The sequence below is a fragment of the Roseovarius sp. MMSF_3350 genome (genome assembly GCF_030733425.1).
In the GTDB taxonomy this organism is placed as follows: domain Bacteria; phylum Pseudomonadota; class Alphaproteobacteria; order Rhodobacterales; family Rhodobacteraceae; genus Roseovarius.
Genome location: NZ_JASHIZ010000005.1, coordinates 87490 through 107688, shown reverse-complemented (window position 1 = coordinate 107688; position 20199 = coordinate 87490). Strand labels below are relative to the sequence as shown.

Sequence of the window (20199 nt, the reverse complement as noted above, 5' to 3'; positions counted from 1 at the left end):
TCGCCTGTGGCCTACATATTCGGATAGTTCGGCCCGTCACCGCCCTGCGGCGTGGTCCAGTTGATGTTCTGTGGCGGATCCTTGATGTCGCAGGTCTTGCAGTGGACGCAGTTCTGGAAGTTGATGACAAACTGCTGCTCGCCGTCCTTTTCCACGAACTCGTAGACCCCTGCCGGGCAGTAGCGGGCCGAGGGGCCGGCATATTTGGGCAGGTTCACCTCGACCGGGATCTTCGGATCCTTCAGCTTGAGGTGCGACGGCTGGCTTTCCTCGTGGTTGGTCATCGAGAAGCTGACATTGGTCAGGCGGTCGAAGCTGAGCTTGCCGTCCGGCTTGGGATACGCGATTTCGCTGTGCTTGCTGGCTTCTTCGGTCGACTCGGCGTCGGTCTTGCCGTGGCCCAGCGTGCCGAAGAACGAAAAGCCCAGCGTGTTGGTCCACATGTCGAGGCCCCCCAGCGTGAGCGAGGCGGTGAGGCCGTACTTGGACCACAAGGGCTTGACGTTGCGGACCCTTTTGAGGTCCGCGCCGATCGCGCCGTTGCGCACTTCGGTCTCGTAGTCCGGCAGTTCGTCACTGGCACGCCCCGCCTCGATTGCGGCATGGGCGGCCTCGGCCGCAGCCTTGCCCGACAGCATGGCGTTGTGGTTGCCCTTGATGCGCGGCACGTTGACCATGCCGACCGAGCAACCCAGCAGCGCGACGCCGGGGGCGACCATCTTGGGCATGGACTGATACCCGCCCTCGGAAATGGCGCGGGCGCCGTAGGCGACGCGCTTGCCGCCTTTCAGCAGGTCGGCCACCACCGGGTGATGCTTGAACCGCTGGAATTCCATGTAGGGGTAAAGGTGCGGGTTCTTGTAATTGAGGTGAACCACGAAGCCCACGTAGACCTGGTTGTTGTCGAGGTGGTAGATGAACGAGCCGCCGCCCGCGTTCTTGCCCAGCGGCCAGCCCATCGTGTGAGTGACGGTGCCTTCGCGGTGCTTTTCGGGGTCGATTTCCCAGATTTCCTTCATGCCGAGGCCGTATTTCTGCGGCTCCTTGCCCTGTGCGAGGTCGTATTTCGCGATGACCTCCTTGGACAGCGAGCCGCGCACGCCTTCGCCCAGGAACACGTACTTGCCGTGCAATTCCATGCCCGGCTCGTAGCCCGGGCCGGGGGTGCCGTCGGGGTTCTTGCCGAATTCGCCGGCCACGACGCCCTTCACTTCGCCGTTCTCGCCATAGACGATTTCCGAGCAGGCCATGCCGGGGAAGATCTCGACCCCCAGCGCCTCGGCCTGTTCGGCCATCCAGCGGCAGACATTGCCCATCGACACGATATAGTTGCCGTGGTTGTTCATCAGCGGCGGCATCGGGAAGTTGGGGATGCGGACCTTGCCCGCCTCGCCCAGCATGTAGAAATTGTCTTCCTTGACCTCCACCGTGACCGGCGCGCCCTTTTCCTTCCAGTCGGGGATGAGCGCGTCGAGGCCGCAGGGATCGAGCACCGCGCCCGACAGGATATGCGCACCCACTTCGGAGCCTTTTTCCAGCACGACGACCTCGCGCTCGGGGTCGAGCTGTTTCAGGCGGATCGCGGCGCTGAGGCCGGCGGGCCCCGCGCCCACGATCACGACATCGTATTCCATGGCTTCGCGTTCGACTTGGGTCATCTTGGTCCTCTCCTGGTCGTCCGGTCGCATGCCGGCCCGCGTAAGAAACTTCGCAACTGGTTATCGTGCGGGGTTGCGCAAGGTCAATTCGAACACGACGTAACAGGCGGTCAAAAGCGTCAAAAAGGCGCAAGTTTCGGCGCGATTGCGCGGTCGACTGTCAGGACCTACTTGCATTGGCGGGTCAGGTCAGGTCAATCTGTCGCGCATGGTTTGAGATTGGCACGGGGTCGCGCAAGGGCGGCCCCTTGGTGATACTAGGGACAGAAAAGAAGGACAGGGCATGGAAAAGATCCCGATGACACAGGACGGGTTCGACGCGCTGAACGCGGAGTTGAAACACCTGAAATCCGTCGAGCGCCCCGCCATCATCCGGGCCATTTCCGAGGCGCGGGAGCATGGCGACCTGTCGGAAAATGCCGAGTACCATTCGGCCAAGGAAAAGCAATCGTTCATCGAGGGCCGCATCAAGGAGCTGGAAGGCGCGATCAGCCTGTCGGAGGTGATCGACCCCAGGAAACTTTCGGGCCCGATCAAGTTCGGCGCGACGGTCACGCTGGTGGACGAGGACACGGACGAGGAAAAATCCTATCAGATCGTGGGCGAGTACGAGGCCAATATCGAGAAGGGCCTGCTGAACGTGAAATCGCCGATTGCACGGGCGTTGATTGGCAAAGAGGAGGGCGATAGCGTAGAAGTGCGCACGCCCGGTGGCGACAAGTCCTACGAAGTTCTGAAGGTCGAGTATATCTGACCCGGCCTTGCCAGCCTCACCGAAATCAGGTTCACCGATGACCGATCGACCGCAAGCCCCACAGACCCCGCTGGGTGTCTACGACCGGCCCCGAAAGGACAGGGCCACGGGCGTCGAGGTTATTGCGCTGGCGCTGACGGTGGCCTGGCTTGTCGGAACGGCGGTTTTCTTTCTGGTTCTGGCGCCCATGGGGGTTTTCGGGGGAACCGGCGGGGCATTGCAGTTCGTGGTGGTCCTGTTAGCGATCTTCATGCCGGTGGCGATGATCTGGGTGGCGGCGACGGCGGCACGGTCGAGCAAGGTGATGCGCGAGGAGAGCCGGCGGTTGCAGACCGCGATCGACGCGATACGGCAAGCCTATGTGGCGCAGAGCCAGATGACGCACGAGACGGCCCAGCCCTCTGTGACCAAGAAGCTGGAGGAGATCGCGGCGGCGCAGCGCAAGACCGAGACCGCGCTGGCCATGTTCTCGACCTCGCGCAGCCCGGCGGATGTGCGGCCCGCGCCTGTGGCGACCGCGGTCGAGACGGGAACGGATCAGGTGGCGCTGCCCCTGGGCACCCCGCCCGAGGAGATGGCCCCGCCGCTGGCGACATCGGATTTCATCCGGGCGTTGAACTTTCCGGAGAATGCCGAGGACCGCGAAGGCTTTGCCGCGTTGCGACGGGCGCTGAAGGTCCGGCACAGCGCGCAGCTGGTGCAGGCCAGCCAGGACGTGCTGACGCTGTTGTCGCAGGACGGCATCTACATGGACGATCTGCGCCCCGACATGGCCCGGCCAGAGGTGTGGCGTCGGTTCGCTGCCGGGGAACGGGGCCGGGCGGTGGCGGCGCTGGGGGGTGTGCGCGACCGCTCGTCGCTGGCGCTGACGGCGGCGCGGATGAAGCAGGACACGATCTTTCGCGACGCGGCGCACCATTTTTTGCGGATATTCGACCGCACCATCAGCCAGTTCGCGGAAACCGCGACGGATGCGGAAATGTCCGAAATGTCGGATACGCGCACGGCGCGGGCCTTCATGCTGGTGGGGCGCGTGGCGGGGACGTTCGACTGAGATTGCCCGAAAGCGGCTGTTGCCCGAAGCCTCCGAACCCGTCAATATGAGCGCCGCAAGACAAAGGGAAAACCATGCGCAAGTTTCTGGTGGTGCTGGATGACAGCCGCGAATGCCTGAACGCCATGCGGTTCGCCGCCATGCGCGCCAAGAACACGCAGGCCGGGGTCGAGATTCTGGCGGTGATTCCACCCGAGGAATTCAACCACTGGATCGGCGTGGGCGACATCATGCGCGAAGAGGCCCGCGAGCGCATCCATGCGCATTTCGAGGTTTTCGCCAAGTGGATGCGCGACAAGCAGGGGATCGACCCGGAGCTGGTGATCCGCGAGGGCGAGCCGGTGGCCGAGATCATGGCGCAGGTCAATGAAGATACCGAAATTGGCGTGCTGGTGCTGGGTGCCAGCGCGGACAAGAAGGGGCCGGGGCCGCTGGTGTCGCAATTGTCGAAGAATTCGGGAGGCTTGCCGATACCGATCACCATCGTTCCGGGCGATCTGAGCAAGGAACGGCTGGAAGCGATCACCTGAGGCATCGCCGTCGCGAAATTTAGAATCGTTCCAAACCTTGACAGCACCCGCGCCCCTGCGCATATCTTGGGCAACAGTTTCGAAAGGGCGTGCATCATGTTCATCCAGACAGAATCGACCCCCAATCCCGCCACGCTGAAGTTCCTGCCCGGCCAGACCGTGCTGGAGACCGGGACGGCGGACTTCCCGTCCTCGGAGGGGGCCGACAAGTCGCCTCTGGCCGCCCGTGTGTTCGGAGTGGAAGGCGTGACCGGCGTTTTCCTGGGCAACGATTTCGTGACCGTGACCAAGCAGGACGCGGTCGAGTGGGACCATGTGAAGCCCGCGATCCTGGGCGCGATCATGGAGCATTTCCAGTCGGGTCAGCCTGTCATGACGGGTGAGGCCGCCGAATCGGGCCACGCCGCGAGTGAGGGCGAGGATTCCGAGGTGATCGACCAGATCAAGCAGTTGCTCGACACGCGGGTGCGCCCCGCAGTGGCGCAGGATGGCGGTGACATCACGTTCCACGGCTTTGAGCGGGGCGTCGTCTACCTGCACATGCAGGGCGCCTGCGCAGGCTGTCCGTCTTCGACCATCACCCTGAAGATGGGCATCGAGAATCTGCTGCGCCATTACATTCCCGAAGTGACCGAGGTGCGCCCGGTCGGTGTCTGACACGTCTGTGACCGACGCACCGCTGATCCTGTCCTTCGACACCTCCGGCCCATGGCTGGAGGTGTGTCTGCTTTCGGGTCAGGAGGTACTGTCGGAGCACGCAGTCGAGATGGCCAAGGGACAGGCGGAGGCGCTTTTCCCGGCGCTGGAGGAGGTTCTTTCGGCAGCCGGCGTGGCGTGGGCGGAGCTTGACGCGATCGGCGTCGGCACCGGGCCCGGCAACTTTACCGGTATACGGATTTCGGTCTCGGCGGCGCGGGGGCTTGCGCTGGCGCTGGATATTCCGGCGGTGGGCGTGAGTATCCTGGAGGCTGCGGCCTTCGGGCAGGACGGGCCGGTATTGGCGACGCGCGACGCGCCCTTGGGGCAGGTCTATGTGCAGGGATTCGGAACGCGCAGCCCAGTCGCACCGGCACTTGTGACCGTCGACGCCATCGACCCGGTGCTTGGCGAACCGGGGCTGGTCTGCGTTGGCGCGGCGGCAAAGGCCGTGGCCGAGCGGATCGGTGCCGAGGCGGTGGCGCAGAAGCATCCCACTGCAGCGGCCATTTCCCGTATCGCCGTGCAGCGGCTGGGCGGCGAGATAGTCGCGCCCGCGCCGCTCTACCTCAAACCGGCCGATGCCGCGCCGTCGCGCGAGGCACCGCCGGTCATCCTCGATGACGCCTGAGGCGCTGGCGACGCTGCACGGACGCGCCTTTGCAGGGCAGGGGCGTGGCTGGAGCGCGGCGGAGTTTCGCGACCTTATGGAGCGCCCGCATGTTTTCGTGACCGGCGACGGGAAAGGCTTTGCCATGGGGCAGGCGGTGGCGGGCGAGGCGGAGCTGCTTACCCTGGCGACCGACCCGCACGCGCGACGCGAGGGACATGGCCGGGCCTGCCTGCGGGCGTTCGAGGCAGAGGCGCGGCGACGAAACGCCGACAGGCTGTTCCTTGAAGTGGCCGCGGACAACGTGGCGGCGCTGGCGCTCTATCTTTCCGAAGGGTTCACCGAGCTTGCGCGGCGCAAGGAGTACTACAACCGGCCCGAGGGAGGGCCGGTCGATGCGCTGGTGCTGGAAAAGCGGGTCTCCTGAGATGCCTCAGATTGCCGGGCTGTGGCCTGCGCGGCTGAGGTCGTAGCTGTCCAGGCTGCGGGCGATCATGCGGGTCAGGGGGCGCGCCGCAGGCGGGATGAAGAGGCCTTCGTTGCTGAGATCGACAAGCCCTTGGAACGCGCGCGCCGTCGGTTCCAGCAGGGTGCGGACATCGAGGCGCGACATGCTGAAGGTTTCGCAGATCTCGCCCGCGTCGATGCGGAAGTCGCACATGACGGCCTCGATCAGACGTGCGCGCAAAAGATCCTGCCCCTTGAAGACGTGCCCGCGGCTGGTCGAGAAACGGCCCTCGCGGATGGCGCCGGTATGGGCGCCCGTGGCGGGGGCGTTCTGGGCATAGCCCTGCGGGAAACGCGAGATCGAAGAGGCGCCGAGGCCCACCAGCACCTCGGACGTGTCGTCGGTGTAGCCCTGGAAGTTGCGGCGCAGGCGGCCCAGCCTTTTGGCGCAACTGAGCCCGTCTTCGGGCGTGGCGAAATGGTCGATCCCGATCTCGCGGTAGCCGTCCCACACGAACAGGCGGCGGGCGGCGTCGAACAGCTCCAGCCGTTCCTCGGGCGTGGGCAGCGCTTCGGACGGAATGAGCTGCTGGCGCTTGGCCATCCACGGCACGTGGGCATAGCCATAAAGCGCCACACGGTCGGGGTTGAGCGAAAGGAGATTTTGCACGCTTTCGACCATGCGCCCCCTGGTCTGGTGCGGCAGGCCATAGAGGATGTCGGCGTTGAGGCTGCGCACCCCTGCGGCGCGCAGGGCGTCGATCGCGTCGCGGGTGATGTCGAAGGTCTGGATGCGGCCGATGGCCTGCTGGATCACGTCGTCGAAATCCTGGACGCCGACCGAGGCACGGTTCATGCCGGCGGCGGCGAGTGCGTCGATCCGGGGGACGTCGATCTCGTTGGGGTCGATCTCGACAGAGAACTCGGTGTCGTCACCGAAAGGCACGGCGTTGCGGACGGCCTCGGCGAGGTCGGTGATCAGGTCCGGTGACAGCAGCGTCGGCGTGCCTCCGCCCCAGTGCAGGCGCGACAGGGTGACGCCCTCGGGCAAGGTGTTCTTCAGAAGTGCCAGTTCCGCCTTGAGCGTTTCGACATAGGCGGCGACGGGTGAGAGCGACTTGGTGCCCTGCGTGCGGCAGGCGCAGAACCAGCACAACCTGCGGCAGAAGGGCACATGCAGGTAAAGCGAGATTGCGCTGCCCGGTTCGATGTTGGAAATCCAGTTCCGCATGGTCGAGGACCCGACGGAATCGGAGAAATGCGGGGCGGTGGGATAGCTCGTGTAACGCGGTACGTTCGCGTCGAACAGGCCCAGTCTGCGGAGTTGTTCTCGGTCAATCATGGCGTTAAATTAGACACGGGAAAGCGCAGAAACCTTGATGCAGATCAACCCGACCGAAAGCATTCTCGATGCTCAATGAGGCACAGGACCTGACCCCCCGCGAGTGCGAGGAGTGCCCGATTCGACACCGGGCCGTGTGTGCGCGATGTGACGCACATGAGTTGGAGAAGCTGGACCAGATCAAGTACTATCGCAGCTTCGAGGCGGGGCGGACGCTGATCTGGGCCGGGGACCGGATGGATTTCGTGGGCTCGGTCGTGTCGGGCATCGCGATGCTGACCCAGACGCTGGAGGACGGGCGCACGCAGATGGTGGGCCTGCTGTTGCCGAGCGATTTCGTGGGCCGTCCGGGGCGCGAGAAGGCGGCCTATAACGTGGTGGCGGTGAGCGACGTGGTGATGTGCTGTTTCCGCAAGCATCCCTTTGAGAACATGATGGAAACCACGCCGCATATCGGCCAGCGCCTGCTGGAGATGACGCTGGACGAGCTGGATGCGGCGCGCGAATGGATGCTGCTTTTGGGGCGCAAGACGGCACGGGAGAAGATCGCGTCGTTCCTGGCGATCCTGGGGCGGCGCAACGCGGTCTTGAACATGTCCGAGGCCGCGGGGCAGGTGGTGTTTGACCTGCCGCTGACACGCGAGGCGATGGCCGACTATCTGGGCCTGACGCTAGAGACGGTGAGCCGGCAGATCAGCGCGCTGAAGCGCGACCAGGTGATTCACCTGGAAGGCAAACGGCATGTGACGGTGCCGGATTTCGACCGCCTGCTGGAAGAGGCGGGCGATGACAGTGACGGCGGGATGCTGGCCTGAGTGCGAGAATCGGGTTAACCTTTTGAATTAAGGAGAAATTCGGTGTCGGTATCGCGTCGGTATTCAAGTGGTATTACGACGGTGGAATTTTCGCGATTTGGCGGGTTAGCGGAGCGTTCGGGATTAATGCGTGGTTAAGGCGCGGCGCGTGGGTTTTCACCCACCAAAGGTGGGTTTTCACCCACCCTACGGTGTGTCGGGCGGGCTTGACTTCACGAGGGCGGGGGCTTTGTTACCGGGCATGGCTGACCTCTCGACCCATTCCCTGGAAGACCTCACGATCGACGAAGCCGCGCGGCCCAGGGCGCCGAGGGTTCCGGCCGCCACGGACAGGCACCGACGCCAAGGTCGACATCTGGCGGCAATTCATCGTCAGTACCTTATGGAGATGGCGCAGGTCGGCGCGGTGCTGGCGCGGATCGAAGCCGGGGATACCCCGCCCGAAAACCTGAGGCGGATCGTATTGTCACTCGACATGGCCGAGAATTTCCGGGTGTTCGGGACGCTGTGCGGGCGCGAGTGCCAGGTGCTGAAGTTTCACCACGACATCGAAAGCGCCGATATGTTCCCCCGGATCGAGGCGGCGGGGGGAGGCATGTTCCGGGAGGTCGTGGACAAGCTGATGTCGGAGCACGAGGTGGTGCACGAGTTGATCGTCCGCCTGGGGCGCGCCGCCGAGGCATTGGCGGAAGACCCGGTTGAGGCGAAGTTTGCCGAGGCCGCCGCCACGTTCCGGAAGCTGGAAGAGGTCGTGCGCTCGCATTTCGGGTATGAGGAGACGGAGCTGGAAGAGGCCATCGGCTATTACCTCGAAACGATCTGAGGCCGCGCGCACGAGCCCATGTGTCTGGTCCGTTGCGCGACCCAGCCCCGACCTCAGAGCGTTTCCGGGAAACACTGAATCGCTTTTCGCTGCCTCCTGAGACGCAAAAAGCGATGCATGTTTCAGACCGACCCGGAAACGCTTTAATGCGCCATGAAGACCGGCAGGGGCGCGTGTTCCAGCATGTAGCGGGAGGCACCGCCGAAGACCGCTTCGCGGACGCGGGAATGGCCATAGGCGCCCATGACCAGCGCGTCGGCGTCGATGTCCTGCGCGCGGCGCAAGAGCACGTCGGCGACGCGGGGCAGGGTTTTCGACAACACGTCAATCTCGACCGTGACGCCGTGGCGCACGAGGAACTGCGAGACCAGCCCACCGGGATCGGAGCGGTTCGGGCCGTGCACCGGCGGATCGACCACCACGAGATGCACGCGGTCGGCGCGTCGCAGCATCGGCAGGGCGTCGCGGGCGGCGCGCAGCGCCTCGCGGCCGTCGTTCCAGGCGATCACGACCCGCTTGGGGTCGAGGGTGATGTCGGGCGTGTGCGGCAGGACCATTGCGGGGATGCGCCCGTCGAAGAGGATTGCCTCGGTCAGGCGAGCAAGCTCGGGGCCCAGCCCCTCGCCATAGGGCATGGGCAGAAGGGCGAGATCGGCGAAGCGGGCGCGGTCGGCGACATGGTGCCCGAGATCGGCAATCTGGGCGACGCCCTTGTCGCAGGACCAGAGGAAACCGTCCTGCCGGGCAAGAAAGGCGCGCACGGCGCTGTCGATCTCGGCGGCCTCTTCGTGGCAACCTTCGAATATGTTCTGCATCATCATGGCGGAGGCACCGGCGCCGGTGAAATAATGGGTTGCCGGATCACGGGCGACGCCGAGGCTGAGCACGTCGAGATGCGCGCCGTGCAGGCGGGCGAGGGCGGCGGCGTGGGTCAAGGTGTGCTCGACGCGAGACACGTCTGACAGGGCGCAGAAGATCGTTTTCCAGGACATTGCGATTCGCTTTTCATTAACCATTTCGAACGCAGTCTGGCCCCCGGGGCGAGACGCTGCCTTGATGCCGGTCAATCCATTCCCGCCAATCCTTTGATGCAGATCAAAGCGGGGGCAGGCGGCATCGGAAATAAGCGGCCCCAGTCAAATGACTCCGTGCGCCCCGGCAGGGCCTGCGCGGACATACGGCAAAGGGACGCAAAATGGGTAACTACGTAAAACTGATCCTGTTGGGGCTGATCGCGTTCTTCGCGCTGTTCGCCGCCAACCAGGCGCGGGATATCGCGTACCTTGTGAATGCGCTGACCATCGCCCTGGTGGCGGCGGGCATGTTCATCTGGGTGCTGCGCAACACGGACGAGGACCGCCCCGTGGTCGACCTGTCCGGGGAATACATGGACGGGGTCGTGCGCGCCGGGGTGATCGCCACGGCGCTTTGGGGTGTCGTGGGCTTTCTGGTGGGGACGTTCATCGCGTTCCAACTGGCCTTTCCGGCGCTGAACTTCGAGTGGGCGCAAGGTTACATGAACTTTGGCCGGCTGCGGCCCCTGCACACCAGCGCGGTGATCTTTGCATTCGGCGGCAACGCCCTGATCGCGACGTCGTTCTACGTGGTGCAGCGGACCTGTGCCGCGCGTCTGTGGGGCGGGAACCTGGCGTGGTTCGTGTTCTGGGGGTTCCAGCTGGTGATCGTTCTGGCCGCCACGGGCTACCTGCTGGGCGCGACGCAATCCAAGGAATACGCCGAGCCCGAATGGTACGTGGACTGGTGGCTGACCATCGTCTGGGTGTCCTACCTGGCCGTGTTCGTCGGCACGTTGGTGAAGCGGAAAGAGCCGCATATCTACGTGGCGAACTGGTTTTACCTGTCGTTCATCATCACGGTCGCGATGCTGCACGTGGTGAACAACCTGTCGATCCCGGTGAGCATCTTCGGCTCCAAGTCCGTGCAGGTCTTCTCGGGCGTGCAGGATGCGATGACGCAATGGTGGTACGGGCACAACGCCGTGGGCTTCTTCCTGACGGCGGGGTTCCTGGCGATGATGTACTACTTCGTGCCGAAGCAGGCCGGGCGGCCGGTCTACAGCTACAAACTGTCGATCATCCACTTCTGGGCGCTGATCTTTCTGTATATCTGGGCCGGTCCGCACCACCTGCACTACACCGCGCTGCCCGACTGGGCCTCGACGCTGGGCATGGTGTTCTCGATCGTGCTGTGGATGCCCAGCTGGGGCGGGATGATCAACGGTCTGATGACGCTCAGCGGCGCGTGGGACAAGCTGCGCACCGATCCGGTGATCCGGATGATGGTGATCAGCCTTGGGTTCTACGGGATGTCCACCTTTGAGGGGCCGATGATGTCGATCCGCGCGGTGAACAGCCTGTCGCATTACACCGACTGGACCATCGGGCACGTGCACTCGGGCGCGCTGGGCTGGAACGGGATGATCACGTTCGGCTGCCTCTACTTCCTGGTGCCCAAGCTGTGGAACCGCGAGCGGCTGTATTCCCTGAGCCTGGTGAGCTGGCACTTCTGGCTGGCGACGATCGGTATCATTCTTTACGCGGCGTCGATGTGGGTGACCGGCATCATGGAAGGCCTGATGTGGCGTGAAGTGGATGCCAACGGGTTCCTGGTGAACTCCTTCGCCGACACGGTGAGTGCGAAGCTGCCGATGTACGTGGTGCGCGGTCTGGGCGGGGTCATGTTCCTCTCTGGCGCGATCATCATGTGCTTCAACCTTTACATGACAGTCAGACGGAGCCCGGCGGTGCAGACCGACAACTCCGCTGTCCCGGCTGAATAAGGAGGGCCGGAAAAATGGCTGACGATAAAATGCAGAAACCCCCGATGCCGGCTTCGGCCACGGGCGTGGGCGACCGGCCCAAGAAGAAGACCTTCCTGGACCGGCACCAGATCCTGGAACGCAACGTGACCCTTTTGGCGATCTTTGCCTTCCTGGTGGTGACGATCGGCGGCATCGTGCAGATCGCACCGCTGTTCTGGCTGGAGAACACCATCGAGGACGTGGAGGGGATGCGCCCCTACACCCCGCTGGAGCTGACCGGGCGTGACATCTACATCCGCGAGGGATGCTATGTCTGTCACAGCCAGATGATCCGGCCGATGCGCGACGAGGTGGAGCGGTACGGCCATTACAGCCTGGCCGCCGAAAGCCAGTACGACCACCCGTTCCAATGGGGGTCCAAGCGGACCGGACCGGACCTGGCGCGCGTGGGCGGGCGGTACTCGAACGCGTGGCATGTGGACCACCTGCGCGACCCGCAATCGGTGGTGCCGGAATCGGTGATGCCCAAGTATGGCTATCTGGAGGAGCGGCTGCTCGACGGGCAGTACGTGGAGGACCTTCTGGCGACGCACAGGCTGGTGGGTGTGCCTTACGAGGACGCGCATGTGGAAAACGCGCAGGCGGATTTCCGGACGCAGGCCGACCCGGAAAGCGACTTTGACGGGCTGATCGAACGGTATGGCGAAAAGGTGCAGGTGGCCAATTTCGACGGCCGCCCGGGCATCAGCGAAGCCGACGCCCTGATCGCCTATCTGCAGATGCTGGGCACGCTGGTCGATTTCTCGACCTTCACGCCCGTGGCCAGCCGGTAAGGAGCAACGACGATGGACACCTATTCCCTGATGCGGGAGTTCGCGGACAGCTGGATGCTGCTGGCGCTTTTCGCCTTCTTCATCGGCGTCGTGATCTGGGTCATGCGGCCCGGATCGCGGGACACCTACGAGAATGTCGCGGACATTCCGTTTCGCAACGAAGACGCGCCGGCACGGGCCGCGCGCCATGCCTCGGACGAGGAGCACTGAGATGGCCAAGACATCGAAAGACAAGCACGAGGTCGAGACGACCGGTCACGAATGGGACGGGATCGAGGAATACAACAACCCCTTGCCGCGCTGGTGGCTGTGGGTGTTCTACGCCACGATCGCCTGGGGCGTCTGGTACACGATCGCCTATCCGGCCTGGCCGATGATCTCGGGCGCGACGCAGGGCTATCTGGGATACTCGACCCGCGCCAATGTGCAGGTCGACATCGAAGCGGCCGAAGCGGCCAACTCGCAGATCAACGAGCGGCTGGCCAGTGTCGAACTGGCGTCTATTCCCGGCGACGATGAGCTGGCCGGCTATGCGCGCTCGGCGGGCGAGGCGGTGTTCAACACCTGGTGCGTGCAGTGCCACGGGCGCGAGGGCGGCGGATTCGTCGGCTATCCGACCCTGTCGGACGACTCGTGGCTGTGGGGCGGTACGATGGAGGCGATCCACACCACCGTCACCCACGGGATTCGCAACGACGAGGACCCCGACGCGCGCTACTCGGCAATGCCGGCCTTTGGCCGTGACGAGCTGTTGACCAAGGAAGAGGTCGCGCAGGTGGTGAATTACGTGATGTCCCTGTCCGGCGAGCCGCAGGACGCGCAGGCCGCCGAGGCGGGCGCGGAAGTGTTCGAATACAACTGTGCCGCCTGCCACGGCGAGGATGCCACGGGCATGGTCGAACAGGGCGCGCCCAACCTGACCGATGCGATCTGGCTGTATGGCGGCGATTATGACGCGCTGTACGAGACGGTGTGGAACTCGCGCTTTGGCGTGATGCCGCCCTGGCGGGAGCGCCTGACGGAGGCCGAGATCCGCGCGGTGGCGGCCTATGTCCACCAGCTGGGCGGCGGCGAGTAATCTGACAGCCCGACACGAGATTCCCGGAGGCACTATTGCAATGCCCCCGGGACGGCACCGGCCCCTCCCTCTGTTCGCGCATTCCAGGAGGGGCCGGTGTTTTTCGTTTCACCAGGTCAGTTTTCGAGCACGCCCGACAGGGCGCGCAGCACCGCGTCGGGCGCTTCGAGCTGGGGCAGGTGGCCGACAACCGGCAGCGTCTTGAACTCCGACCCCGGCATCAGGGCGTGCAGGGCGCGGCCCCGGGCGAGGGGGATCCAGGGATCGGCCTCTCCCCAGAGGATCGTGACCGGGCAGCGGACGGCGCCATAATGCGGCTCGATCTCGGCGGTGAAGCACTCGTCGGCCTGGGCGAACTGGCGGTAGAAACTGGCGCGTCCGGCCTCGTCGAGCCACGGGGCGACGAGCGCCTCGGTGTCGTCGTCGGCAAGGTCGGTGACCAGCGCGCCGTCGATATAGGCCCGCACGACGGCCTGATGGATGTGCGGAGGCAGGTCGGTGAAGGCGTCGACATGGCGGCCGACATGGTCGAAGAAATCCGACCCCCACGGCCGCATCGCCACCACGTTGATCAGCACGAGACGGTCGAACTCGGCCCCGTGCAGCAGATGCGCGCGCAAGCTGGTCGCACCGCCGACATCATGCGCCACGACGCGGGGCCGGTCGAGGCCCCAGTGCGTCAGCATGTGAGCGAAGACCTGGCCCTGCACGTCGAGCCCGGTGGGCTGATCGGCGCGTTTGTCGGAGCGGCCGTAGCCGGGCATGTCGTACCAGTGGACGGTATGCGATTGGGCCAGCGCGGGAATGATCCGGTGCCACGATACTGACGACCACGGCCAGCCATGCGCGAGCACAAGAGGCGGGCCGGACCCGGCGCGGCCCCAGGCGACGGTGCCGGCGGGGGTGTCTGCAGTGTGATCAAGGTTCCAGGTCATCACGATAATCCGGTCGGTGAAAAAAAGACCCGTGGCACGGCCAGAAGGCCGGGACCACGGGTCAGTCGGGGGAGACGCCCCGCGCGCCTAACGCGCGCGCGGGCCGACATCGGTGATGGGGTAGGGCCAGCGGCGTGTGCGCCAGGGCCAGGGACAGTGACGGAGCCGGAGGCACGAGGCCGGTCTGGGGTGAAAGATGCGGGCGTCGCACATCGCTTTGGTCTAGCGCGGCAGACGGCCGACGCGGTGCGCCTCGAGCTCGGCATCGCGGCGGTTGTCGAAGCGCGTGTTGGGTGCCCAGTGGCCGCGGCCCTCGCGAACGTTGGTGTCATTGAGGCGGGTGGCGGTGTGGAAGCTATCTGAAAGAATACCCAGCATGTCGTTCTCCTTTCTGGTTCGTGTGATAGCCTCAATCTGGCACCTATAGCGCGTTGTTGCGACTCAGGAAAAATTTGGATATGTAAGGCAGGCTTACATGACCGATTGGCTGACCCTCCCGCCCCTGACGGCCTTGCGCGCTTTCGCGGCCCTTGCCGAGACCGGCTCGGCCCAGGCGGCGGGAGCGGCGCTGAACGTCAGCCACGCGGCGATCAGCCAGCAGGTCAAGGCGCTGGAAACGCGGATGGGCGTGCCGCTGGTGGATCGCAGCGGTCGCAAGCTGCAGCTGACCACGGAGGGGCGCGAACTGGCCGATGCGCTGAAGACCGGCTTCGACACGATCGCGCGCAGCATCGATGCGCTGACGGGTGCGGATGCGGACCGGGCGGTGCAGGTGTCGACGACGCAGCTTTTTGCCACGACATGGCTGATGCCACGGCTGATGGATTTCCAGACGCGGCATCCCGGCGTGGACCTGATGATCAACCCGTCGGCGGAGCTGCACGAGCTGACGCCGGGGGGCTATGACCTTGCGCTGCGCTTTGGTGATGGCAACTGGCCGGGGCTGGAGGTGGAGATGCTGGTGCCGTCGGACATCGTGATCACCGCGGCGCCGAAGCTGGTGGGCGATTGCGAGATCACGCGGCCCGAGCAGTTGCTGGAGTATCCGTGGCTGGAAGAGCTGGGCACCTCGGAATCGACCGACTGGCTGCGCAAGCACGGGGTGACGGAAGGCCGCGCCAAGAGCGTGACGCAGGTGCCCGGGAACCTGATGCTGGACGGAGCGCGGGCCGGGCAGGGGATCATCAGCACGGCCAGATCGTCGGTCGAGGCGGAGCTGGAGGCGGGGCGGCTGAGGCTGCTCTTTCGGGATGCGGGCGAGACGGGGTATCACATCGTCACGCGGCCCGGTGTCTTGCGCCCGAAGGCGCGGGCCTTCGTCACGTGGCTGCGGCGCCAGAAGGAAGCGCCCTGCGACGAAAAGGGTTGATCTGAGTCAAGGTTTTGTAAAACGCGCCGTGGCAGAAGGACCTCGCGCAACAGACCTTCATCGGAGCGAGAGCTGCCGTGACTTCATCACCTGAGTCTTCCGGGACGCCGCCGAGCCTTTACGCCGCGCGCGAGCCTGTCTTTCCCAAGCGTGTCAGCGGCTGGTTCCGCCGGTTCAAGTGGATCATCATGATCGTGACGCTGGGGATCTATTACGTCACGCCCTGGATCCGCTGGGACCGGGGGCCGTCGTTGCCCGATCAGGCGGTGCTGGTGGACATGGCGAACCGGCGGTTCTTTTTCTTCTGGATCGAGATCTGGCCGCACGAGTTCTATTTCGTGGCCGGATTGCTGGTGATGGCGGGGCTGGGTCTGTTCCTGTTCACCTCGGCGTTGGGCCGGGTCTGGTGCGGCTATGCCTGCCCGCAGACGGTGTGGACGGACCTGTTCATCGCGGTGGAGCGCTGGGTCGAGGGGGACCGCAACGCAAGGCTGCGGCTGCATCGGCAGAAGAAACTGGACGCCCGCAAGGTGCGTCTGCGGCTGACCAAGTGGGCGCTGTGGCTGTTGATCGCGGTGGCCACCGGCGGGGCTTGGGTGTTCTATTTCACCGATGCGCCGACGCTGTTGCGCGACCTCTTCACGCTGAACGCGCATCCCATTGCCTATACGACCATCGCCATCCTGACCGGTACGACGTTCTTCTTCGGCGGGTTCGCGCGGGAACAGATCTGTATCTATGCCTGCCCGTGGCCGCGTATCCAGGCGGCGATGATGGACGAGGATACGCTGACCATCGGATACCGCTACTGGCGCGGCGAGCCGCGCGGCAAGGGCAATGTGCGGCGGCGGCAGACCGAGGTTGCGGTCAAGGCCGAGGCGGCCTCGCACGCCGCCGGAGAGACGACGGGGGCCAGCTATGCCCGGACGCCGGTGCCGAACAACGAGAGCGACATGGTGCCCGATGCCACGGCGGCGGCGAAGGGGCCGGGGGACTGTATCGACTGCATGGCCTGCGTGAATGTCTGCCCGATGGGGATCGACATCCGCGACGGGCAGCAGATGGAATGCATCACCTGTGGCCTGTGCATCGACGCGTGCGACGACATCATGGCCAGGATCGGCAAGCCGCGCGGCCTGATCGACTACATGGCGCTGACCGACGAGGTGCGCGAGCGCGAGGGCAAGGCGCCGAAGCCGGTGATGAAGCATATCCTGCGACCCAGAACGATCATGTATACGTCGCTGTGGTCGCTGGTGGGGGCGGGGCTGCTGTTTGCGCTGTTCATCCGGGCGGATATCGACCTGACGGTGGCGCCGGTGCGCAACCCCACATTCGTCACGCTGTCGGACGGGTCGATCCGCAACACCTACGAGGTGCGGCTGCGCAACAAGCATGGCGAGGCCCGCCCGATGCGGATTTCCGTTAAGGGGGACCCGTCGATCCGCGTGCAGCTTGAAGGGACCCCCTATGAAACGGTAGAGGTGCCCGCCAACGAGACCTATCTGCAGCGCGTCTACCTGATCGCGCCGCCGGGATCGGACGCGGCGCAGAGCGATGCGACGGACGTGCGCCTGTGGGTCGAGGATATCTCGAACGGGGACCGCGCTCACAAGGACACGATCTTTAACGGGAGGGGCGAATGAAACGCGATTTCACACTCAAGGGATGGCACGTCTTTGCCGGGTTCGCCGGGGCGTTTTCGATCATAATATCGGTGAACCTTGTGCTGGCGTTCTCGGCGGTGAAGACCTTTCCGGGGCTGGAGACGAAGAACTCCTACATCGCCAGCCAGAGCTTTGACGACCGGCGCGACGCGCAGGAGGCGCTGGGCTGGAGCGTGGCCGCGACGCACAAGGCGGGCCTGCTGGAACTGAAGATCACCGATGCGGACGGCCAGCCGGTGGAAGTGGCGGCGCTGGACGCAACTGTGGGGCGGGCGACCCATGTGCAGGATGACGTGACGCCGGCGTTCCGGTTCGACGGCGAGGCGTATTTCGCCACCGTCCCGCTGGGCGCGGGCAACTGGAACATCCGGATGGAGGCCCGGGCCGAGGACGGCACGGTGTTCCAGCAGCGCGTGGTGCTCATCAAGGAGAGCGGCGCGTGACCCTGGCGATGCGGCATCAGGCGGCGATGGGCTGCCCGGCCTGTGCTGCGGCCCCTGCGGCAGAGGACGTGGAGGTTACGCCCCAGGGTGGGCAGATTGCGCTGTCCTTGCCGACGATCCATTGTGCCGCGTGTATTTCGAAGATCGAGGACGGGCTGAACGCGCATCCCGGTGTGCGCTCGGCGCGGGTGAACCTGACGCTGAAACGGGCGAGCATCGACGCCGAGGCCGAGGTGACGCCGGTTGAGATGGTGAGCCTGGTTGAAGGGCTGGGATACGAGGCGCATGAGCTGGACCCCGGCACGCTGAACGCCACGGCGACGGACAAGGCCGGGCGGGAGCTCTTGATGCGGCTGGCGGTGGCCGGGTTCGCGATGATGAACGTGATGCTGTTGTCGGTGTCGGTCTGGTCCGGCGCGGATGACGCGACGCGGGATTTGTTCCACTGGATTTCGGCGGCCATCGCGCTGCCGGCGGTCGCCTTCTGCGGTGTGCCCTTCTATCGCAACGCGTGGAGTGCGCTGCGGCAGGGGCGGCTGAACATGGACGTGCCGATCACGCTGGCCGTGGCGCTGGCGGTGGTGACGTCGCTGTGGGAGACGGCGCTGTCGGGGCATCACGCCTATTTCGACGCGGCGATTGCGCTGGTCTTCTTCCTGCTGGCGGGGCGCTACCTGGATCACCGGACACGGGCCGTCGCGCGGTCGGCGGCCGAGGAACTGACCGCCTTGGAAGTGCCGCGCGCGTGGCGCATCGAGGACGGCCAAGAGGTCGAGCGGCCCATCGCGGAACTGGCGGTGGGCGACGTGCTGCTGGTGCGGGCCGGGGGGCGCGTGCCGGTGGATGGCGAGATCGTGGAGGGCACGTCGGAGCTGGATCGGTCGTTGTTGACGGGGGAAACGGTGCCGGTCTTTGCCGGGCCGGGACAGGCGGTGTCGGCGGGCGAGGTGAACCTGACCGGGCCGTTGCGCATTCGCGCCAGCGCGGTAGGGGCGGAGACGTCGCTGCACCGGATGGCGGATCTGGTGGCGATCGCTGAGTCGGGGCGGTCGCGCTATACGTCGCTGGCGGACCGGGCGGCGAAGCTTTACGCGCCGGGGGTGCATATCCTGTCGGGTTTGGCCTTTGCCGGCTGGTTTCTCTACACGTTCGACATGCGCACCGCTTTGAACATCGCGGCGGCGGTGCTGATCATCACCTGCCCCTGTGCGCTGGGGCTGGCAGTGCCGGCGGTGACCACGGCGGCGTCGGGGCGATTGTTCCGCAAGGGAATGCTGATCAAGCACGAGACCGCGCTGGAGCGGCTGGCGGAGGTCGACACGGTGGTGTTCGACAAGACCGGGACGCTGACGGCGGGTGTGCCGGTGCTGACCAACGCGGAGGTGCTGGACGATGCGGCGCGGGGCGTGGCGCTGGCGCTGGCGCGCGGCTCGGCCCATCCGCTGGCGCGGGCGATTGCGAAGGCGCTGGGCGAGGCGGAGGCGAAGGCGGCGGACGTGACGCAGATTGCCGAGGTGCCGGGGTATGGCGTGTCGGGGCGCGTGGGCGGACTGGAGGTGCGGCTGGGCCGGGCGGCCTGGGTCGGGGCGGAGCCTGCGGCGAGTACAGCGACCTATCTGAAGATCGGCGAGGCGACGCCCGTGGCGTTGACTTTCGAGGATGCGTTGCGGCCCGGCGCGGAAGAGGCCGTGGCGGCGCTGTTGCGCTCGGGCAAGGCTGTCTGGCTGGTGTCAGGGGACACGGAGCCGGCGGTGAAGGCGCTGGCGGAACGGTTGGGGATCGAGGCGTGGCACGCGGGCGTGCTGCCCGAGGACAAGGCGCGGATCGTGGCGGAGTTGTCCGACACGGGTGCCCATGTGCTGATGGTGGGCGACGGGTTGAATGACACCGCGGCGCTGGCGGCGGCGCATGTGTCGATCTCGCCCGCCTCGGCGCTGGATGCCGCGCGGGTGGCGAGCGACGTGGTGCTGTTGGGCACGGACCTGAGCCCGCTGGCCGACGCGCTGGTCGTGGCGCGCAAGGCGCGGCGGCGGATCACCGAGAATTTCCGTCTGGCGACGCTGTATAACGTCATTGCCGTGCCGCTGGCCGTGGCCGGGCTGGCGACGCCGCTGATCGCGGCCTTGGCGATGTCGGCCAGTTCGATTACCGTGTCGCTGAACGCGCTGAGGCTGTCGGGGAGGCGTGCATGACCATTCTGGCCTATCTCATTCCGATTTCGCTGATACTGGGCGGGCTGGGGCTGGCATTCTTTGTCTGGACGGTGCGCAGCAACCAGTATGACGACCCAGAGGGCAATGCGCATCGCATCCTGAGCGACACCTACGACGACAAGCCGAAGCGGTAGTGCATCGCTGTAGAGC

22 protein-coding genes are annotated in these 20199 nt (G+C 65.4%); 17 read left to right on the top strand and 5 right to left on the bottom strand.

The features are described from left to right. Nucleotides 1-11: 11 nt before the first annotated feature. Entirely contained in the window at nt 12-1658 is a 1647-nt protein-coding gene (locus RBB31_RS06915) for an electron transfer flavoprotein-ubiquinone oxidoreductase (protein ID WP_306128535.1), read from the bottom strand. Between the two features lie 283 nt (nt 1659-1941). Between RBB31_RS06915 and greA the strand changes: the two genes are divergently transcribed. The 6 genes from greA (at nt 1942) to RBB31_RS06885 (ending at nt 5729) form a co-directional block, all read left to right on the top strand. After that, the gene (greA, locus tag RBB31_RS06910; protein ID WP_306128534.1) at nt 1942-2412 is read left to right on the top strand and encodes a transcription elongation factor GreA; all 471 of its coding nucleotides are present in this window, start codon (nt 1942-1944) and stop codon (nt 2410-2412) included. Nucleotides 2413-2449: 37 nt separating this feature from the next. After that, complete coding sequence (locus RBB31_RS06905) at nt 2450-3466, top strand: hypothetical protein (RefSeq protein WP_306128533.1); 1017 nt, start codon at nt 2450-2452, stop codon at nt 3464-3466. Between the two features lie 74 nt (nt 3467-3540). Continuing rightward, entirely contained in the window at nt 3541-3996 is a 456-nt protein-coding gene (locus RBB31_RS06900; protein WP_306128532.1) for a universal stress protein, read from the top strand. A 96-nt stretch (nt 3997-4092) separates the two neighbouring features. Next, the gene (locus RBB31_RS06895; RefSeq protein ID WP_306128531.1) at nt 4093-4653 is read left to right on the top strand and encodes a NifU family protein; all 561 of its coding nucleotides are present in this window, start codon (nt 4093-4095) and stop codon (nt 4651-4653) included. Further along, nucleotides 4646-5323 (top strand): tRNA (adenosine(37)-N6)-threonylcarbamoyltransferase complex dimerization subunit type 1 TsaB, encoded by a 678-nt coding sequence (gene tsaB / locus RBB31_RS06890; protein WP_306128530.1) that lies wholly within the window; start codon nt 4646-4648, stop codon nt 5321-5323. Before RBB31_RS06895 ends, tsaB begins: the two co-directional genes overlap by 8 nt. Beyond that, the gene (locus RBB31_RS06885; protein ID WP_306128529.1) at nt 5313-5729 is read left to right on the top strand and encodes a GNAT family N-acetyltransferase; all 417 of its coding nucleotides are present in this window, start codon (nt 5313-5315) and stop codon (nt 5727-5729) included. The genes tsaB and RBB31_RS06885 overlap by 11 nt, the downstream gene beginning before the upstream one ends. Before the next feature lie 6 nt (nt 5730-5735). On the opposite strand, the gene hemN is transcribed toward RBB31_RS06885, so the two are convergent. Next, nucleotides 5736-7091, bottom strand: coding sequence for an oxygen-independent coproporphyrinogen III oxidase (gene hemN, locus RBB31_RS06880; protein WP_306128528.1), 1356 nt, complete (start codon nt 7089-7091; stop codon nt 5736-5738). 68 nt (nt 7092-7159) lie between these two features. Between hemN and fnrL the strand changes: the two genes are divergently transcribed. Next, the gene (gene fnrL, locus RBB31_RS06875; RefSeq protein ID WP_306128527.1) at nt 7160-7906 is read left to right on the top strand and encodes a transcriptional regulator FnrL; all 747 of its coding nucleotides are present in this window, start codon (nt 7160-7162) and stop codon (nt 7904-7906) included. Between the two features lie 241 nt (nt 7907-8147). After that, complete coding sequence (locus tag RBB31_RS06870; protein ID WP_306128526.1) at nt 8148-8729, top strand: hemerythrin domain-containing protein; 582 nt, start codon at nt 8148-8150, stop codon at nt 8727-8729. A gap of 143 nt (nt 8730-8872) precedes the next feature. Here the strand turns inward: RBB31_RS06870 and RBB31_RS06865 are convergent, their stop codons facing one another. Continuing rightward, nucleotides 8873-9721: a universal stress protein gene (locus RBB31_RS06865; RefSeq protein WP_306128525.1), complete on the bottom strand. Its 849-nt coding sequence runs from the start codon at nt 9719-9721 to the stop codon at nt 8873-8875. Between the two features lie 203 nt (nt 9722-9924). Here RBB31_RS06865 and ccoN point away from each other — a divergent pair, with 203 nt between their 5' ends. The 4 genes from ccoN to ccoP are packed head-to-tail and all read left to right on the top strand — an operon-like array spanning nt 9925 to nt 13422. After that, on the top strand, nt 9925-11529 hold the full coding sequence (gene ccoN / locus RBB31_RS06860; RefSeq protein WP_306128524.1) for a cytochrome-c oxidase, cbb3-type subunit I: 1605 nt from the start codon (nt 9925-9927) through the stop codon (nt 11527-11529). Between the two features lie 44 nt (nt 11530-11573). Continuing rightward, complete coding sequence (ccoO, locus tag RBB31_RS06855; protein WP_306128626.1) at nt 11574-12344, top strand: cytochrome-c oxidase, cbb3-type subunit II; 771 nt, start codon at nt 11574-11576, stop codon at nt 12342-12344. Nucleotides 12345-12356: 12 nt separating this feature from the next. Beyond that, entirely contained in the window at nt 12357-12554 is a 198-nt protein-coding gene (locus RBB31_RS06850) for a cbb3-type cytochrome c oxidase subunit 3 (RefSeq protein WP_306128523.1), read from the top strand. A 1-nt stretch (nt 12555) separates the two neighbouring features. Then, complete coding sequence (gene ccoP, locus RBB31_RS06845; RefSeq protein WP_306128522.1) at nt 12556-13422, top strand: cytochrome-c oxidase, cbb3-type subunit III; 867 nt, start codon at nt 12556-12558, stop codon at nt 13420-13422. A 116-nt stretch (nt 13423-13538) separates the two neighbouring features. Here ccoP and RBB31_RS06840 read toward each other — a convergent pair whose 3' ends face one another. Together RBB31_RS06840 and RBB31_RS06835 are read right to left on the bottom strand one after the other, a co-directional pair. Further along, nucleotides 13539-14357, bottom strand: coding sequence for an alpha/beta fold hydrolase (locus tag RBB31_RS06840; RefSeq protein ID WP_306128521.1), 819 nt, complete (start codon nt 14355-14357; stop codon nt 13539-13541). 222 nt (nt 14358-14579) lie between these two features. Further along, nucleotides 14580-14735 (bottom strand): hypothetical protein, encoded by a 156-nt coding sequence (locus RBB31_RS06835; protein WP_306128520.1) that lies wholly within the window; start codon nt 14733-14735, stop codon nt 14580-14582. 97 nt (nt 14736-14832) lie between these two features. Between RBB31_RS06835 and RBB31_RS06830 the strand changes: the two genes are divergently transcribed. The 5 genes from RBB31_RS06830 to ccoS all read left to right on the top strand — a co-directional run bounded on the left by RBB31_RS06830 (nt 14833) and on the right by ccoS (nt 20183). Then, nucleotides 14833-15726, top strand: coding sequence for a LysR family transcriptional regulator (locus RBB31_RS06830; RefSeq protein WP_306128519.1), 894 nt, complete (start codon nt 14833-14835; stop codon nt 15724-15726). A 77-nt stretch (nt 15727-15803) separates the two neighbouring features. Further along, complete coding sequence (locus tag RBB31_RS06825; RefSeq protein ID WP_306128518.1) at nt 15804-17372, top strand: cytochrome c oxidase accessory protein CcoG; 1569 nt, start codon at nt 15804-15806, stop codon at nt 17370-17372. Next, on the top strand, nt 17369-17836 hold the full coding sequence (locus RBB31_RS06820; RefSeq protein ID WP_306128517.1) for a FixH family protein: 468 nt from the start codon (nt 17369-17371) through the stop codon (nt 17834-17836). Before RBB31_RS06825 ends, RBB31_RS06820 begins: the two co-directional genes overlap by 4 nt. Next, nucleotides 17833-20028, top strand: a complete 2196-nt coding sequence (locus RBB31_RS06815) for a heavy metal translocating P-type ATPase (protein ID WP_306128516.1) — start codon at nt 17833-17835, stop codon at nt 20026-20028. Before RBB31_RS06820 ends, RBB31_RS06815 begins: the two co-directional genes overlap by 4 nt. Beyond that, entirely contained in the window at nt 20025-20183 is a 159-nt protein-coding gene (gene ccoS, locus RBB31_RS06810) for a cbb3-type cytochrome oxidase assembly protein CcoS (protein WP_306128515.1), read from the top strand. Before RBB31_RS06815 ends, ccoS begins: the two co-directional genes overlap by 4 nt. The last annotated feature ends 16 nt before the right edge of the window (nt 20184-20199 follow it).

Excerpts from the sequence above, each read along its gene's own strand:
- RBB31_RS06915 (WP_306128535.1), bottom strand. The coding sequence starts at position 1,658 with ATGACCCAAGTCGAACGCGAAGCCATGGAATACGATGTCGTGATCGTG.
- greA (WP_306128534.1), top strand. The coding sequence starts at position 1,942 with ATGGAAAAGATCCCGATGACACAGGACGGGTTCGACGCGCTGAACGCG.
- RBB31_RS06905 (WP_306128533.1), top strand. The coding sequence starts at position 2,450 with ATGACCGATCGACCGCAAGCCCCACAGACCCCGCTGGGTGTCTACGAC.
- RBB31_RS06900 (WP_306128532.1), top strand. The coding sequence starts at position 3,541 with ATGCGCAAGTTTCTGGTGGTGCTGGATGACAGCCGCGAATGCCTGAAC.
- RBB31_RS06895 (WP_306128531.1), top strand. The coding sequence starts at position 4,093 with ATGTTCATCCAGACAGAATCGACCCCCAATCCCGCCACGCTGAAGTTC.
- RBB31_RS06885 (WP_306128529.1), top strand. The coding sequence starts at position 5,313 with ATGACGCCTGAGGCGCTGGCGACGCTGCACGGACGCGCCTTTGCAGGG.
- hemN (WP_306128528.1), bottom strand. The coding sequence starts at position 7,091 with ATGATTGACCGAGAACAACTCCGCAGACTGGGCCTGTTCGACGCGAAC.
- fnrL (WP_306128527.1), top strand. The coding sequence starts at position 7,160 with ATGCTCAATGAGGCACAGGACCTGACCCCCCGCGAGTGCGAGGAGTGC.
- RBB31_RS06870 (WP_306128526.1), top strand. The coding sequence starts at position 8,148 with ATGGCTGACCTCTCGACCCATTCCCTGGAAGACCTCACGATCGACGAA.
- RBB31_RS06865 (WP_306128525.1), bottom strand. The coding sequence starts at position 9,721 with ATGTCCTGGAAAACGATCTTCTGCGCCCTGTCAGACGTGTCTCGCGTC.
- ccoN (WP_306128524.1), top strand. The coding sequence starts at position 9,925 with ATGGGTAACTACGTAAAACTGATCCTGTTGGGGCTGATCGCGTTCTTC.
- ccoO (WP_306128626.1), top strand. The coding sequence starts at position 11,574 with ATGCCGGCTTCGGCCACGGGCGTGGGCGACCGGCCCAAGAAGAAGACC.
- RBB31_RS06850 (WP_306128523.1), top strand. The coding sequence starts at position 12,357 with ATGGACACCTATTCCCTGATGCGGGAGTTCGCGGACAGCTGGATGCTG.
- ccoP (WP_306128522.1), top strand. The coding sequence starts at position 12,556 with ATGGCCAAGACATCGAAAGACAAGCACGAGGTCGAGACGACCGGTCAC.
- RBB31_RS06840 (WP_306128521.1), bottom strand. The coding sequence starts at position 14,357 with ATGACCTGGAACCTTGATCACACTGCAGACACCCCCGCCGGCACCGTC.
- RBB31_RS06835 (WP_306128520.1), bottom strand. The coding sequence starts at position 14,735 with ATGCTGGGTATTCTTTCAGATAGCTTCCACACCGCCACCCGCCTCAAT.
- RBB31_RS06830 (WP_306128519.1), top strand. The coding sequence starts at position 14,833 with ATGACCGATTGGCTGACCCTCCCGCCCCTGACGGCCTTGCGCGCTTTC.
- RBB31_RS06820 (WP_306128517.1), top strand. The coding sequence starts at position 17,369 with ATGAAACGCGATTTCACACTCAAGGGATGGCACGTCTTTGCCGGGTTC.
- ccoS (WP_306128515.1), top strand. The coding sequence starts at position 20,025 with ATGACCATTCTGGCCTATCTCATTCCGATTTCGCTGATACTGGGCGGG.